At 66.9% G+C, this 16810-nt stretch carries 3 protein-coding genes; all 3 read left to right on the plus strand.

Annotated elements, in window-relative coordinates; genetic code table 11:
• Positions 1–15: 15 nt before the first annotated feature.
• Genes D7X99_RS13860 through D7X99_RS13870 form a run of 3 tightly spaced genes read left to right on the plus strand, consistent with a single transcriptional unit; the run spans position 16 to position 16576 of the window.
• Entirely contained in the window at positions 16–810 is a 795-nt protein-coding gene (locus tag D7X99_RS13860) for a peptidylprolyl isomerase (RefSeq protein ID WP_158627006.1), read from the plus strand.
• Positions 807–16100, plus strand: coding sequence for an RHS repeat-associated core domain-containing protein (locus tag D7X99_RS13865; RefSeq protein ID WP_147476151.1), 15294 nt, complete (start codon positions 807–809; stop codon positions 16098–16100). Before D7X99_RS13860 ends, D7X99_RS13865 begins: the two co-directional genes overlap by 4 nt.
• Positions 16101–16111: 11 nt before the next feature.
• Entirely contained in the window at positions 16112–16576 is a 465-nt protein-coding gene (locus D7X99_RS13870) for an SUKH-3 domain-containing protein (RefSeq protein ID WP_121778223.1), read from the plus strand.
• Positions 16577–16810: the final 234 nt, after the last annotated feature.

Genomic DNA, 16810 nt, shown 5'->3' on the forward strand with positions numbered 1-16810 from the left:
GACGTGGTGGCCCGGGTGGGCCGTACCGACCTGCGGCGCGCGGACGTGGAGCTCTTCGCGTCCCAGCGTGCGCCGGAGGCTGGCGGCATCCAGGCCCAGCTCGACGGCCTCATCGACCGGCAGCGGCTCGCGGAGGAGGCGGACACGCGCGGTCTGGATGACCGTCCGGATGTCCGTGCCCGGCTCGCGGCGGCCCGGCGGGAGGTGCTCGCCCAGGCCCTGGTGGAGGAGCAGCTCCAGGGCGCCACGGAGGACAAGGCGCTGCGCGAACGGTACGCGGCCCAGAAGGACGCGCTGTCGCGCCGGGAAATCCATGTGCGGCACATCCTGGTCCGCGTGCCGCAGGGCGCGGACGAGGCCGAGCGGCGCAGGGCCCGGGACCGCGTCACCCTCCTCTATGCCCGCATCCTGGGCGGTGAGGCCTTCGACAAGGTCGCGCGCGAGTCCAGCCAGGACGAGGTCTCCGCGCCGCGCGGTGGGGACCTGGGGCCGGTGCTCGAAGGGCAGGTGCACGCCGCCTTCTTCGAGGCCGCCGCGGCGCTGAAGCCGGATGAAGTGGGCAAGCCCTTCGAGACGCCCTACGGCCTCCACATCGTCCAGGCGATTTCGCCGGTGGAGACGCGGGTGCCCTCGTTCGAGGAGGCCCGGGGCCGGCTGGCGGCGGAGTCGCGCCGTGAGGCGGAAGCGCGGTGGATGAAGGACCTGCGGGAGCGCGTGTCGGTGGAGCGCTTTCCCCAGGCGATGCGTCCGTGGGAAGCGGGCGCACCGGATGCGGGGACGGAAGCAACGCAGGGGGAGATGTCTCGATGAGTGGGCGAGTGCGGATCCAGGGGTTGTGGGGAGCGCTGTTGCTGGCGGTGGTGATGGCGTGCGGCAAGACGCCGGAGCGTCCCCCTGAAGCGCCCGCGTCCAAGCCCTCCGGGGCCGTGGCCTCCACGCGCATGCGGTTGACTCCCGCGGAGCTGGCCCCCGCGTGCGTCGGCGTCATCGAGGAGGCCGTGGGGCCCGCGTGGCGGGGTGGCACCCTGCCTGTGCAGGGCGGTCAGCAGGGAACGTCCTCGTTCACCGGGACGCTCAACGAGCCCGCGCTGGTCGTAGTCCAGAACGGCGACGCGCGCGGCGCGAATGAAGTGGCGACGTCGGAGGTCACGCTCAACGGCACCGTGCTGGGTGGTGTCTCCGCGGGCACCCCGTTGGCGGTGTTCCGCGTGGCGCTGCAGGAAACCAACCAGCTCTCGGCGTCCACGACGGGCGGCGGCTCGGTGCGCGTGTCGGTGGCCGCGCTCGGCGCCCTCCCGTGCTCGCTGGCGGATACGGGCTACGTCCAGGCGGGCCCCGAGCCCGTGTCGAGGTCACTGGAGGTCAAGCCTGGGGGAGAAGGCACGGTGGGCGTGCTGGTGGTGGACATGGTGGGCCCGGACGCGGACGGCACCGTGCGCCTCAACGGCGTGGACATGCTGGCCGGCCTTACGGGCGCGCAGAAGCGCACCTTCGTGTCGAAGGTGACGCTGGCCGCCACGAACCAACTGGAGCTGACGGTCCTGGGCGGGCCGGAGTCCTCGGTGCGCGCGGCGGTGTTCGACGCGGACACGCTGCCCTCCACGCTGACCATGCGGGAGCCGGAGCCGGGGGCGTTCTTCACCAGCTCACCGGTCCGCGTGTCCGGCCAGTTCGGGGCGGACACCAAGAGCATCGTCATCAACGGAATGACCGCCGCGCTCTCCGGGCAGACGGGGTACTTCCTGGACCTGCCCCTGGTGGAGGGCACCAACGCCGTCACCACGGTGATCGCGGACCAGTGCGCCAACGTGACCCGGGTGTGCCATCCGGTCGGGCTCGACAGTCAGGCGCCGGTCATCACCGTCAGTGGGGTGACGGAAGGGGAGGTCACCCGGGGGCCCGTGACGCTCAGCTATTCGGCGACGGGCCTTGCGCCACTGACCCAGGAGGCCACGCTCAACGGGATGCCCATCGCGAACGGCACGGAGGTTTCCGCGGAGGGTTCCCACGATTGGCTCGTGACGGTGACGGACCCGGAGGGCCGGGTGGCGAAGAAGCGGGTGCGCTTCCGCATCCAGCTCACCGCGCCCACCCTCGAGATCATCGGGGTGACCCACGGCGGGTACTACCCGGGGCCCGTGGTGCCCACCGTGACGGTGCGGACCGACTATTTCGACTCCACCTATTTCAGGCTCGACGACACCGACTGGCAGAGCGGCCAGCCCATCGTGAGCGAGGGCCCGCACCACCTCTACCTGGTCGCGAAGGACCGGGCGGCCAACTACGGGTTCCTGGAACTGGACTTCACCATCGACCAGACCTTCCCGGTGGTCTCCTTCGCGGGGGTCGAGGAAGGCTCCTTCCACCCGGTGCCCGTCGAGGTGACCTACAGCGCCACGGACGCCCATCTGGACGTGGACAGCGTGGGCGCGCGGCTCGACGGGGCGGAGTTCACCAACGGGAACACCGTCTCCGGCGATGGGCCGCACACGGTGGCGGTGGAGGCCTCGGACCTGGCTGGCAACCGCACGGTGAAGGAGCTCCATTTCACCCTGGACCTCCACTCGCCTGTCATCACGTTGAGCGGGGTGCCCCAGACAAGCCCGGTCTCCACGACGGTGACGCCCGCCCTCACGGTGGAAGACGCGAACCTGAAGTCGGTCACCGCCACGTTGAACGGCGCTCCCTTCGAGTCAGGCACGGAGGTCACCGAGGACGGCTCGTACCTGCTGGTGGTGAACGCCGAGGACCTCGCCGGAAGGCTCTCGTCGGCGGTGGCCTCCTTCAGCATCGACCGCACGGCGCCCGTCATCGAAGTCACCGGCGTCACGCCGGATGCGCACTACAAGGCGCCCGTGCAGGTGGGCTTCACCGCGACGGACGTCTATCCGCAATCGCTCACCGCGAAGCTGAACGGGGCGGACTTCACCAGTGGGGCGCAGGTCTCCGAAGCGGGCGAGTACACGCTGGTGGTGACGGCGGTGGATCAGCTGAACCACACCTCCACGAGCACCGTGCACTTCGTGCTCGACTTCACGCCGCCGGTCCTCCAGCTCACGGGCCTTCCCGCGCAGCCGCTGACGAACCAGCAGGTGACGCCGGGCTGGACGCTCACGGAAGCACATCCGGACCGGGTCGAGGCGAAGCTGGACGGTGTGGTCTTCGAGGCGGGCACGACGCTCTCCGCTTCGAAGGACTACACGCTGGTGGTGAGCGCGTGGGACCGGGCGGGCAACACCGACAGCAAGACGGCCCAGTTCACCATCGACCGCGTCGCGCCGGTCATCACCGTGACGGGCGTGGCGGACGGACAGCACCGCAACACGCCCGCGACCATCTCCTGGACGGTGGAGGACGCGCACCCGGGGACCGTGACGGCGAAGCTGGACGGCGCGGACTTCACGAGCGGAACGACGGTGAGCGCGGGCGGGTCGCACACGCTGGTCATCACCGCGGTGGACCAGGCGGGCAACAGCGCGGAGGCCCAACGCACGTTCACCATCGACACGGCGCCCCCGGTGCCCACCATCCAGTCGCCGCAGAACGGGCTGGTGACGCGCGAGGCCCAGGTGGAGGTCGCCGTCTCCGTGACGGAGCCCGGCCAGGTGTCCCGCATCGAAGTGGGCGGCGTGGAGCTGGTGAAGGGGACGGACAACGTCTGGCGTCACGCCGTGCCGCTGAACGAAGGGACGAACGTCCTGACGGTGAGCGTGCTGGACGCCGCGGGCAACGCGTCCACCGCGAGCGTGACGGTGGTGCGTGACTCGACGGCGCCGCAGTTGGTGGTGACGAGCCCGTCCTCGAACGCGCGCATCGGCGCCCTCTCCGTGAAGGTGCGCGGCACGGCGAAGGACGCGACGCCGGTGGTGCTCACGCTGAATGGCACCGCGGTGCCCCTGACGGCGGACGGTGCCTTCGAGGTGACCCAATCGCTGACGCAAGGTGCGAACACGCTGCTGCTGCGCCTGACGGACGCGGCGGACAATCTGACCGAGCAGACGCTCCAGTTGCGCGCCAACGCCACGCTGCCCACGCTGTCGCTGACGGCGCCCGTGGACGGCCTGGTGACGGAGCAGACCTCCGTGACGGTGCGAGGCACCGCGTCGGCCGCGGACAGCACGGACACGGTGACGGTGGTGGTGGCGGGCGCGCTGGCCGCGACGTTGCCGGACCACTCCTTCCAGCGCACGGTGCAGCTGTCGCCCGGGACGCAGACTCTGACGGTCGTGGCGATGGACAGCTATGGCCTGCGGACCGAGTCCACGGTCAACGTCACGCGGAACGTCACGTTGCCGGACGGTGGGATCGCGGACGCGGGGACCGGGACCGGAAGCGATGCGGGCACGACGGTGGATGCGGGCAGTCCGCTGGATGGCGGGTCGGGCTCGGATGCGGGCACGTCCGCGGACGCGGGCAGTGGGGCGGCGGCGCCGGTGCTGGCGCTGGAGTCCCCCACGCAGGGGGCGGTGCTGGGGGGCGTGAGCGTGGCAGTGGCGGGCCAGGTGCAGGGCGGGACGTTGCCGTTGCAGGTGAAGGTCAATGGCGTCAGCGCGGCGGTTTCGGCGCGCAGCTTCACCCTGGCGTTGGCGCTCCCGGAAGGGGACCACACGCTGGCGGTGCAGGTGACGGACGCGGAAGGGCGCTCGGCGAGCACCACGCGCACGGTGGCGGTGGACCGCACGAAGCCCACGTTGACCATCACGGATCCGGCGACGAGCCCGGCGACGGTGAACGAGTCCCCCTACGTGGTGAAGGGGACCGCGGGCGACACGCACCTGGCGGGCCTCACGGTGAAGGGGCAGCCGGCGACGGTGCTGGGCGGCGCGTTCAGCGTGCCGGTGGCGCTGGCGCAGGGCCAGACGGTGGTGGAGGTGGTGGCGGTCGACCAGGCCGGCAACACGGAGCGGAAGAGTCTCACGTTGGTCGTCGACCACGCGCCCCCGCTGGTGACGGTGCTGTCGCCGGTGAGTGGCAGCGAGTCGCCCCAGGCCGTGGTGCACGTCCGCGCGAAGGTGGAGGCCTTCGCCGCGCTGTCGGAGGTGCGAATCGGCACGGGGATCGCGGCGGAGGAGTCCGCCGGCGTGTACGGGGCGGATCTCCCGCTGTCGTTGGGTGAGAACACCCTCAAGGTGCAGGCCACGGACGTGAACGGGCTCATCGGGCGCGCGAGCGTCGTGGTGCGCTACCGGAACCCGGCCACGGAGCCGCTGGTGGTGACGGGCGTGCAGCCGTCCGCGGGCGCGAGCGACGTGAAGACGGACGCGCTCATCAGCGTGTCCTTCAACAAGGCGGCGACGCTGGCGTCGGTGCGGCAGGGCTTCAAGGTGAAGTCCCAGGGCAAGAACCTGGAAGGCGGCTACTCCCTGGCGCCGGGAGGCCAGACGGCGACGTTCATCGCCAACGCGCCGCTGCCCGAGGGTGAGCTGCTGCAGGTGGAGGTGAAGGGCATCCAGGCGGAGGTGGGGCCCGAGCAGGGCGCGGCGTTCTACAGCCAGCTCACGGTGCGGCGGCCGCTCACGCGGGTGCGAGGCTCCGTGATGGACGACGCCTTCGAGCCGCTGTCGGGCGTGCGAGTCATCCTGGAGGGAACCGCCGAGACGACGCGCACGTCGGCGGACGGCAACTGGTCGTTCATCACGTCAGCGTCAGGGCCGCGAGTGATCCGCTACGAGGGCGGGACGACGGCGGAGGGCCGTCCGCTGCCCATCGTGCGCCGGCTGCTGACCATCACGCCGGAGGTGGAGACGGTGGACGCGCCGCTGGCGTTGACCGCCGTGGACACCGCGAGCGCGACGCGGGTGGACACCACGCAGGCGCTGCACGTGGACTTCGCCCAGAAGCACGGGGCGCTGGCCATCGACGGAGACCCGGGCTCGCTGCTGTTCGAGGATGGCAAGACGGAAGGCCAGTTGACGGCGACGCGGCTGCAGCCCGTGTCGCTGCCCGTGAGGCTGGAGAACAACGCCACGCCCACGGCGGTCTGGCAGGTGGGCCCCGCGGGCGTGCGCGTCCAGAAGCCCCTCCTGTTGCAGTTCCCCAACGTGACGGGGCTGCCGGCGGGCCGCTACGTGCTGGTGCTCGCGCACGAGCCGCGCATGCACGTGCTCGCGAGGGCGGGCCTAGCCGTGGTGTCGCAGGACGGCGCGTCCATCCGGACGGAGGAGCCGCTGTCACTGCGCTCCGTGGAGCTCGTGGGCTACATGGCCCTGACCGAGCAGCAGGACACGATCGTCCGTGAAGCGCTGGCACGGTCGGGAGGGCAGGGGAGCGCGACCCCGGATGCGGGCATGGAGGGGGCACTGCCTCCGGGAATGTTCCAGACGCCGGAAGCCCCGTGGTGGAAACAAGGGCTCAACCTGATCGTTGGTACGGCCTACGCGCAGGCGCTCCTGGGCTACGCGGCGGCCATTCCTGCACTGGATTACATCATCCAGACCTCGGTGCCCGCCAGCGTCAGTGGCAAGGTGCGCGCACCGCAGGATCAACAGCTCACCGTCCAGCTGTCGCAGGAGTTGGAGACGTTCATCTCCCTCCCCCAGCAGGTGACCTTCCCGTACGCGCTGCCGGTGTCGCTGCGGGCGTCACGGATCTCCGACGGCTCCGGCGCGGAGCGCATCGAGGCATTCCTTTCGGCGAAGGCCGAGGGTGGGGCGGCAATCTCGCCTCCGGCAGGCGAAACCTGGTCGGTCAGCGCGCAGCGCGACGACGACCAGGAACTCACGCTCGCGGGCAACGTCGAACTGGTCCGCGGGGGCACCACTGTCATCACCCTGAACGCTCGGATGGGCACCGAGCTTCGTACGGTGACGCTCACCGTTCGGGCCGTGCCCGTGGCGGACGCGGGTGCGCAGACGTTCCGACTGCTCTTCACCCGGGATGACCAGGCGAGCTCCAGCGGAAAGGAGCTCCAGTCGGTCGTGCGTTTCCCTGGCGTTCGCGTCACGGTGACCGGCCCGGGGCCGACGATGAGCGGCGTCACGGGCGAAACGGGCGGCTACGGCATCCCCGTGCTCGTCCCGGGCGGCGAGGCCATGGGAATCGCCTGCGCGGACATCCCCCTCGGGCCCCGTCCGTTGCTGGGGCATGACCCGGAGACAGGCGCCGCCGTCGTTCAGTCCATGGTGTCGGCGAGCTATCCCACGTGCTCGCCCACCTTCACGACGTTCTCGGGTGGGCAGACGCGCGCGGACATCCTCGTCGATGCCCGACTGATGCACGGCGCGCTCCATTTCGTGGACCGCGAGGGCCGTGCGCTGCGGCATGACTGTGGCGCGAACGCGACCAGCGAATTCGACGCACAGAAGGGGGCCTTCGCCTCCATCGCGGACGTGGACATTCCCCGGACGGAGGTCCACTTCTTCCGCGCGGATGACCTGGAGCGGCCCATCGCCCAGTTCACCGTGGGCGTGCCTGGCACCCAGTGCGACGAGGCACAGTCCGGTCAGCGCATCGCGCAGGGCCGCTACGCGCGGGTGCGGATGGGGCCCACGACGCCGTTCAAGCGCGTCATCCGCGAGCGCTGCCGCGAGCTCAACCCCGCCATCGTGCAGGATCCGGGCGCTCCCACGCCCACCACCCTGAGCGACGAGGACCGGGCCTTCTACGAGACGGAGTGCCGGGACAACCGGACCAACTTCCTGCGGCTGACGGCAGGAGAGCCCCTGGTCGTCGTGGCGGTGAACCACGCGACGGGCCACACGGGCATGACCCGCATCCAGGTGCCGGCCATCAGCAAGATGCAGCTTGATGCGAGCGGCCGTTGCGCCCTGGACGACCAGCTCGGGCCCCTGACGGTCGACGACTTCGGCCAGCCGGCGAAGCTGTCGCGCTGCTCGGTGGCGTCGCTGGGCATCGAAGCGCCGGTGTACCTCTACCCGCCGGAGATCGACGTGCGGGTGTGGCGCAGCGCGGATCCGGAGGGCGTCAAGCAGGACGCGCCGCCGACGCTGGTGCGCACCGGTGGCGCCGCCACCACGCGGGACACCTACGTCCACCTGGACACGCACTGGCGCGTGCGGACGCTCGCCCCCGCCGAGTGGCGCCTGCCGGACGGAGGCGTGAGTGAGTCGCCCGTGGACCTGGGATTGCCCGCGGACCGGGTCGACGGAGGCATCTCCGAGTGCCGGGTGCCGAACCCCGACGGTGGCACGGTTCCGTGCCGCCCGGACCTCCTGCGCGATGAAGGCGTCTCCGGGCGGCTCCTGGAGACCTGCTCCGCGTATGGGCCGGGTGCGGCGAGCCAGCAGACGAAGGCCGCGGCCTGCTTCCGCGAAGGTGACCTGGAGGACGTCCCGGCGGGTGTACCTCCGTTGGCGGGTCGGGTGGTGCGCGTCACCGGCTCCGCGGTGGAGGAGCCCGCGGTGGCGCAGTTCGGCGTCGTTCCGGGACGTGGCTCCGCCGCGCTCCAGGCTGCGATGCGCATCGTCACGGCCTCGGGTCAGCGCGTGACGCTGGGCAGTCTGCCCAAGGCCAACTACTACCTGCACGTCGTGGGACACGAGGTGTTCCCGCGCGACCAGGATGGTGACGGCATCCTGCGTCCGCAGGAGCGCAACGCACCGCCCCCTGATTTCAGCGAGGCCACGGGGGAGCATCCCGCGGGGCTCCCCAAGCGGGCCCTGGGGCTGAAGAACGTCTACACCAGCCTGGATCCGGATGGCTTCAAGGTGCTGCGCTATGACCCGGCTCTCGAGCACGAGTTCCGGGTGATGGAGCTCACCAATCCGGAGGTCGTCGCCCAGGGGCCGCTCGACTCACGCGTCCTGGACGGCGAGAAGCCCGAGGCCGACGCCGATGATCTGGCCTACCAGTTCTTCGCGGGATTGATGCAGCCGGGGGCTGGACGTGCCACCACGCCCACGGGCGACTACGTGGTCCGCTTCGGGAGCGATGACTACGGCGTGGAGTGCGAAGTCGACGTCACGTCCGATTCCATCACCGGAAACTGTGACAACGAGTTCATCGAAGACGTCCTGTCCGCCAATGACCTGCTGTACGTGGAGCTGTACCTCAGCGGCAACGCGGACAACGTCCTCTATCGCTTCAACCTGATGGGCATCTCCCCGCGCGTGGACCTGCTGAAGGCGGGCAGTGCCTATACGGCGAAGCACTCGGTGGAGACTGGAACCGGAGGCCGCTCCGTCACGGACCGCGCCATCTCCATGCCTGCCTCCGCGCACTTCGCGCTGGATCCCGCGGTCATCCACAGCGGAACGGTGAAGGTCTGTACTTCCGAGGCCTGCGGCCCGGGCGACCTGGTCAATCAGGCGGATGTGCAGCTGCTGCCGGACGGCACCTACGACGTGAATGAAGTGACGGGCGGTCTGGCGGAGGATCCGCTGGAGCAGAAGGATCAATTCGGGCTCAACGGGGCCCGGCTGTTCCAGCAGCCCATCCCCGCGCACCTGGTCCTCATGCCCGGCACGAGCGTGGCGGAGAAGCCCCTCTACCTGGTGCAGGAGGTGTTGCTGCCGGAGGCGCGACGTCTGGTCCGGACGCTCGGCAAACCGCGCGGCGCCTTCGAAGGCTTGCACGCGCGCGCGCCGGGACAGCTCACCGTCCAGGGCATCAACGTGGCGGACGGGCACCTGTCCTTCGAGCACGAAGACTTCGCCGTGCCGCAGCTCGCGGAGGTGGTCCGCTTCGCGCGCACGTACAACAACCAGAGCAGCCTCGTCAGCCCCACGGGGGTCGGCTGGACGAACAACTACGAAGGCTACGTGCAGGAAGAGCGGCTGGGCCGCTACACGGTGGTGATCGCGGGGCAGGCCTATGACTTCCCCTCGTGTGCCACTACGGACTCGGACGCGGGAACGGCGTCGGGCTGCGTCAGGGACGGCTCGCACGGCATGGAGCTCTCGGTCGAGCAACCGTCTCCCAACCAGATCGTGGCCCGCGTGCAAACGGCGGAGGGCTTCGTCTACGAGTTCGAGACGCGGGCGAAGGGCTTCCCCCAGAAGGAGCGTCGCCGCTGGCTGCTGGACGGGTTCCACGACGGACACGGTCGCGGAACTGAGGGTTGGACCCGGTTCACCTACAAGCCGGGGAGCAACCTGGTGTCGACGGTGGAGCGCACACCGGGCCGGCTCCAACTCGCGATGACCTATGAGGACATCGACACCGCTGATGAAGCGGTGGCGTACCGGCTGCGCAACATGGCGCGCAACCAGGGCTTCGCGCTGTTGCAGACGGTGGAGGTGCGCCTCAAGGAGGGCGGACAGGTCCTGCACCACCTGGACCTCACGCATGACAAGCGGGGCAATCTGAAGAGCGTCACGCGGACCTCCGCCCTGCCTGCGACGCAAATCTGGGAGTACGACTACGCGCCGCTACCCGGCGGATTGAGTGGCCGCAAGCTGTGGAGTGCCTCCAATGAGGTGACGAACGCTCGGTTGAGGCTGAGCACTGCCTCGCCGGGCGGTACGCCCTTCATCCAGTGGCAGGCGACCTACAAGCGTGAAGCAGAGAAGCGAATCTACCCGCACGAGGAGCCGTGGGAGGTCGTCACGTCCGTGGTGGGGACGGGCATGCCCGAGCCGGGATGGCGCATCGTTGCCGCGAACGAGGGGACGCGCACCGTCAAGCGGCCAGACGGCGTGGACGTGACGCTGGACCTCAACGAGTACGGCAATACGCGCGCCACCGAAGTCCCGGGCCTGGGGACGAGCACGCTCGCCTGGGGCAGCGAGGCTCGCGGCGGCCCGGTGCAGGTGAATTCCTCCGTGTCGGCCATGGGGCGCACGGTGGAAAATGCCGTCAACGACCGGCTCCAACTGGATGGGGTGAAGCTCCTGTCGGCACCCGCGAACAGCCAGGAGGTGCCGGGCGCAAGCGGTGGCTCGCTCTGGTCGGTGACAGGCCGGCAGACCGGCCGGGTCACGGGGATGTCGGTGGCCACGGGGCACGGCCAGGTGAGCGTGAGTCGTCCGCTTTCGGCGTCGGGCGATCCGGAAGGCGTCACGGTGAAGGACACGAATGACGAGATTGTCTTCACCGCGCAGCAGTTCCCAGATCCGGATGGCGTGGTGCAGGGCGGTCAGGATCCGTCAGGCAATACCCTGACCTTCTGGGGGCATGAGACGCAGGCGCTGGGTTTGCCGCGTTTCGGAGAAGTGTCCCGTGCGATCCAGAGCCCCGGCGGCCGTGCGACCTATCAGGTGGAGTATGACTACGACGCGCTCGGCAATCGCATCCTGGAGTGGAATCACACCACGGGGGCCCGGGTCGAACTCACCTACGACGCCGTCGGCCGACTGCTGACGCGTACGGTGGCGGGCAGCCCTGCTCAGGCGTGGTTGTACAGCTATGTGCTTGGCGACGACACGCTCGAGGTCACCGAGACACTGAATCTCGCTCGGTGGGGGCGGAGCCAGTCGAACATAACGGTGTATCAGCAGGGGCTCAAGCGCGCGGAATACTTCAAGTATGGTTTGCCCGGCCAGACGGGGACCATCCTGTACGACACCTATCAGGGCTCGCGGCTGGAGTCGTACCTGGATGCGCGGGGGCACCGGCACACGTTGTCGTATGACAACGCGGGCCGGCCCACTGGCGAGATGGTGGGGAGCAAGACGGTCTACACGAACGCCTTGGATGCGGACGGTCATGTCATCGCGGTGACGGACAGCAACAGCCTCACGACGCGCATTGGCTACGATGCGCTCGGGCGGGCGGTGAGTTGGGCATACGAGACCAAGGGCTCGGGCGAGCCGTGCAATGAGATCTGCCGGTTCGCGGACCTGGAGACGGTGGTCCTGGATGCGGCGGGCGCGGTGGAACAGCGCACCTTCGGCTCGTTGGACAAGAAGCATGTGTTGGACTCCAGGACGCTGGGGCGCGTGTCGTCGGTCCAGAGCAATGCGCAGAGCCACGGCGGCATCCACTCACAGACGACGTATGACCTGGTGGGCAGGGTGCTTACCCGCACGGACCATGTGACGGGGCTGGCGGAGACCTATACGTACGACGATGCCCTGGGCCGGGTGACGAGCTACGTGCGGACGGTGCAGTCCCCGGATGGTGAGAGGACGCTGACCGAGACCCGCGCGTATTCGGACAGCTCCTCGGGGACGGGGTCGGTCCTGGTCACGCGAGTCCTGTCCGGAGAGCCGTCGACGGTGTCCACAGCTCGAACCGAAGTGCGCACCTATTCGGTGGATGCCCTGGGCCGCGTCCTGAGCATCACCGAGACGGTCGATGGACAGACCGCGATCCATACCCGTCAATACGACGCGCTCGGCAGGGAGTACGCCTCCACGGATCCAGAGGGGCGGCGGACGGAACGTGAATACGACGCCGCGGGCAACCTGGTGTCCGTGACCCAGCTTGCTCCGTCACGCAACGTCACGACGACGTTCACCCATGATGCCGAGGGCAATGTCGAAACGCAGGTTGGCCCTCGGGAGAACGAGTCGTGGGGGATGACCTACGACGCCCTGGGCCGGATGGAGACCCGCACACTCGCAGGGTCTTCCCCGGCGAAGTGGATGTATGCCTATCCAGGGAACGGCGTTGAGACGGAGACAGAGCCTGAAGGCACGGTCATTGCACGGACGCGCAACGCACGGGGGTTGGTGGAGCTCGAGGTCTGGAAGGACGGCCAGGATGGCCAGCGTTCCGTGCGGACCCGGTACGACGGTTCCTGGGTGAAGCGGCAGGAGTCCACTGAAGGCACGTCGGTGAAGGTGCTCCGGCGGGACCTGGCGAATGCGATTGACGACCGGGGCCGCACTCGAAGCGAGGAGGAGACCTGGTCTTCCCCCGGTTACAGCTACTCGTACAGCACGGCCACGGTCTGGGCAGATGCGGAACGCAAAGGCACGTCCACCGAAACGTGGCTGATGAACGGCAAGGGCCAGGGCACCCGGACGGTGACGGCCCGGGTCGACAGCCTGGGGAATGTCGTCCGGCGCCTCCAGGAGGGAGCAGAGGACCAGTGGAGCTATTACGCGGACGGCAAGCCGATGTGGTCGCACGCGTATGGTTTTGGGCCGAACGAGCGGACCCAATGGGCCTACGACACCAGTGGCCGGGTGAAGACGCTGCACTTCGGGCCCTCGGAGCAGACGACCTACTCGTACTTCCCGGATGGCCAGCTGCACACGGAGAAGACGCCGGATACCCGGGTGAGGACGCTGACGTACAACGATCGGGGCCTCCTGGAACTCGAGACCTTCGGTCGGGAATGGGTCGGGCAGGAACCTGACGTAAGCCGCACGTATTACGGCAATTACGACAATGCCGGCCATGCCAGAGAGGTCCGGCAGGCGTCTGGGAACTCTGTCGACGAGACCATTTGGCATTACAAATACGGGCCGCGTGACGAGTTGCTTGAGGTGACGCCTCCGAGCCTGGGTGCCTTTGTCTACAAGTACGACCGCCTGGCGAGGCTGGAGTCGATCAAGGCACCCGTGGGCTCGGTGATGCCCGACGTGACGTATGGTTATGATTTCCTGGGCCGCGAGAAGTCGCGCACGCGGGGCACGGCTTCCTGGATTACGACCTGGACGAACGGGAACCCTGAAGTCTCGAACGAGCTGAACGAGCGGGTTGAGCGAGTTCTGGACGGCCGGGGCCGTGTGGTCCACGAGGAATTCAAGGCGGGAACGCCTACAGTGGATGCCTCGGGAACGTTGCGAGTCTTCAAGGACCTGGACTCGGTCGACTACGAGTTCAATGGCCTGGACCAGCTCCGGGAAGCCACGGAGCACCGCGGCACGAACCAGACGGTGCGCTCGCTGACCTACGACGGGCAGAACCGGCTGTGGACCATTGGCAGCGGTAACTCTGACACGATCAGCTATCAGTATCATGGCAGTGGTGCGTTGCTCTCGGTGCAGTCGCCGTCGGGAACAGTGAACTACGACGTGGGGGCGCTGCAGCGGCTCAGCAAGGTGAGGCTGGCGGACGGCAGGCAGTTGGACGTGGCGTGGGAAGCGGGAGGCAGTCGGGTTGAGTCCGTAGGCGACAACGCGCTCAAGCATTCCTACTGCTATGACAACCGTGGGCGTATCGCCTCAGTGACGCACGATGCGCGTCCTGAGGGCTGCGACTCTGCGATTGGTTCACCGTACCTGCGGTACAGCTACACCTACGACAACCGTGGCAACCGGCTCACAGAGGTCGTGGACCGCACCCCGACGGGGATGCCCACGAGCACGGAGACGACGAGCTACGGTTACGACCCGGCGGATCGCCTGACGGGAGTGACATATCCAGATGGCCAGTCCGTGCTCTATGCGCTGCACAATGATGGCTCGCGTAGGGCCGAAAAGAAGGTCACGGGCTACGCAGGAAATTTGAACGAGTCTGGTTTTAATGCCGTGGGGCAGCCTCAGGAGCATCTGGAGTATTTCTATGATGCGCTGGGAGGCTTGGAGGCGACGAAGAACAAACTCGCCTCCAATGCGGTGGTCGCAGAGTACAAAACGGACCATGCCGGCCATCTTGTGAGTGAGAAGCGTGGGAATCTCACAAAGCTGTTCCATTTCGATGCTGCGGAACGTCTGGTCGAAGTGGAGCAGACGGAAGGGAACCAGCTGCAGAAGGCGACGTATCAGTACGACTACGCGGGCTTGCGGCGGTCCCGCACGGTCGGCACTGCGACGACGAGGTATCTGTGGAGCGGGGAAACGCTGGTGGAAGAGCACCTGCCGAACTCAAACCCACTCCTCTATCAGCGGGGGGCAGGACTCACAGCCGCGGTTGGGACTGATCGAATTCTTCAGGATGGCCTGGGCAGTGCGGTAGGTCGCTATCAAATGTCAGGCGAGGTCACGCTGCATCGCTACGATGCATGGGGTGTTTATCGCAACGGAACGGCTCCTACCTCTGCGCAGGCCAGCATCGGATACACGGGGCATGCCTGGGATGCGGAAACAGGTCTGACCTACGTACAACAACGGTGGTTGGATACGAAGACGGGTCGCTTCTTGTCGCACGATTCAGTCGGCGCTGAAGGATATCTCTCTGCGCCAACTGAACTGAATCCTTGGGTATATGGTCGTGGCAATCCGCTGGTCTTTTCGGACCCGGATGGTAGATGCTCCAAGAAGTACGGGAATCGCAGTTGGAGGCTGTGTTTGGCCGAGTCGATGCAGGAGTCGGCTGAGGCGGAACTGGCGGCTGCGCGGGATGACGCGGCACGAAGTGCCGCGCTAAAGAAATACACCGATGGCGCCAGGTATGAAGAGGACACTCTTGATGATGCCGAGTTTCGCCGTAGTGTGGTGGATCCGGTGTTTTTTGGGGTTTCTGCTGGCGTGGTCGCAGGTCCAGTAATTGCGACAAGTGCTGTGCTTTCTGATGGGTTGCTTTTGTATGGTGTTTTCAATGCATCGGTAAAGGCAACGGGAGTGGTGACTGGCGAGAAGGTTGAAATTGGGCTCGCTGGTGTGGATGTCTCTAGGTATAAGAAATGCTATGGCGAGTGGTGGGAGTGTGACCGTGTTTGGGATGGCATAGGTGCGGGCTCGGAGTTTTTCACTGCAGGTGCCGGTAATGTGCTGGCTTCTCGGGCTTCAGGCCAGCCCCTTTTTAGTCCTCAGACTCAAAAGGCTCTCAATTCGGTTGAGGACGCCTGGGCGACTCTGAATGCGAATCCTCCCCGTGGTCATGTGAATCTCAAGCCTTGGGGGAAGGGGCAGAATCGTGGCGGGGGGCGTTATCGGAAGCCGTCAAAAGCGCCGCTGGCTGCGAGAAACAAAGCAAAGCAAGTTAGAGCGAAAGAGATGGCTGATGGAAATGATGAGGTTTCTGGAACGGCTGCCGCATTGGAGCTTCCGAATGGTCATATTTATGACGGCATGAGCACACAGGGGCGACCTCGCGATCCTGAGCTTCATGAAGAGGTTGTGGATTTGCTTGGAAAGACTCCTAAGCATCTAAGGCCTAATCATCACGGGAAATGCGGAGAGCCTGAATGTATCTCCAAGGTCTTTAAGGCAGGAGAGCAGGCAGGTCTCCGGGGCTCCAGGATGGGCACGGCCAAGGTTCGAGGGCCTTATGCTCGCAGTTTGGGCGTGGATGGTGAACCGCATGAGCCATGTGGTTCATGCCAGTGGCTCATGGAGCAGCTTGGGATAAAATATGTTGCTGACTGAGGATCGAGTTCATGGGAAAGCTGTCTGAGGTGGCCAGGGCACGTCTGGTTTCTGCTGGGTGGAAGCCAGGACGCGATGTTCATGAACAAGTCGTTGTTTGGCGGGATGCCTTGAAGGCTCAGGGTGGATTCGAAATCTTCCCTGCTGCTGAGCGGGTGCTTAGCGAGTTTGGCGGCCTTGATATTAAGCAAGGCGGTCCGGGGATAACGGCTCGGCGGCAATCATTTGTGCTTGATCCGATTGTGGGGATTAGAGATAGGGATTTTTTGCGGCGTTATGAGAAATTCCTTGGTGTCGAGCTTTATCCTATTGGGAGGACATTTGAGGACGACATGCTCTTGGTTGTTGCTAGTGATGGTCGCGTGTTTGGTGTTACTGAGGGTGTTTATCTTATTGGGATCGGAATTGTGGATGCGATGGATGCGTTGCTGGTTGGGCGGATGTCGAAATTCTTGGGGGGGGCTCCTGGGGCTTGAGGCGTAGGGCCAAGGAATCGGGTTTCTACCAACCGCTCCAAACGAAAGTGCGAGCCGAGTTGAACCTGAAGGCTCCCCTCATCTAAACGGCGAGGCGTGATTCCCGATCGGCCCGGAGGGTAGGCAGGCGCTGGACGGGTGGGGAAGCGGCAGGAACCCGCTCCGTTCGGCCTTGTGTGCGCAAGAACCAGAAGGAGAAGCGAGCCCTGCCACAGGGGGAACAGCTCCGCCTAC

Source organism: Corallococcus sp. AB032C (assembly GCF_003668935.1).
GTDB classification, from domain to species: Bacteria; Myxococcota; Myxococcia; order Myxococcales; family Myxococcaceae; genus Corallococcus; species Corallococcus exiguus.

What these genes read in the sequence shown, in the direction of transcription:
- D7X99_RS13865 (WP_147476151.1), top strand. Translation starts at nt 807, where the DNA reads ATGAGTGGGCGAGTGCGGATCCAGGGGTTGTGGGGAGCGCTGTTGCTG.
- D7X99_RS13870 (WP_121778223.1), top strand. Translation starts at nt 16,112, where the DNA reads ATGGGAAAGCTGTCTGAGGTGGCCAGGGCACGTCTGGTTTCTGCTGGG.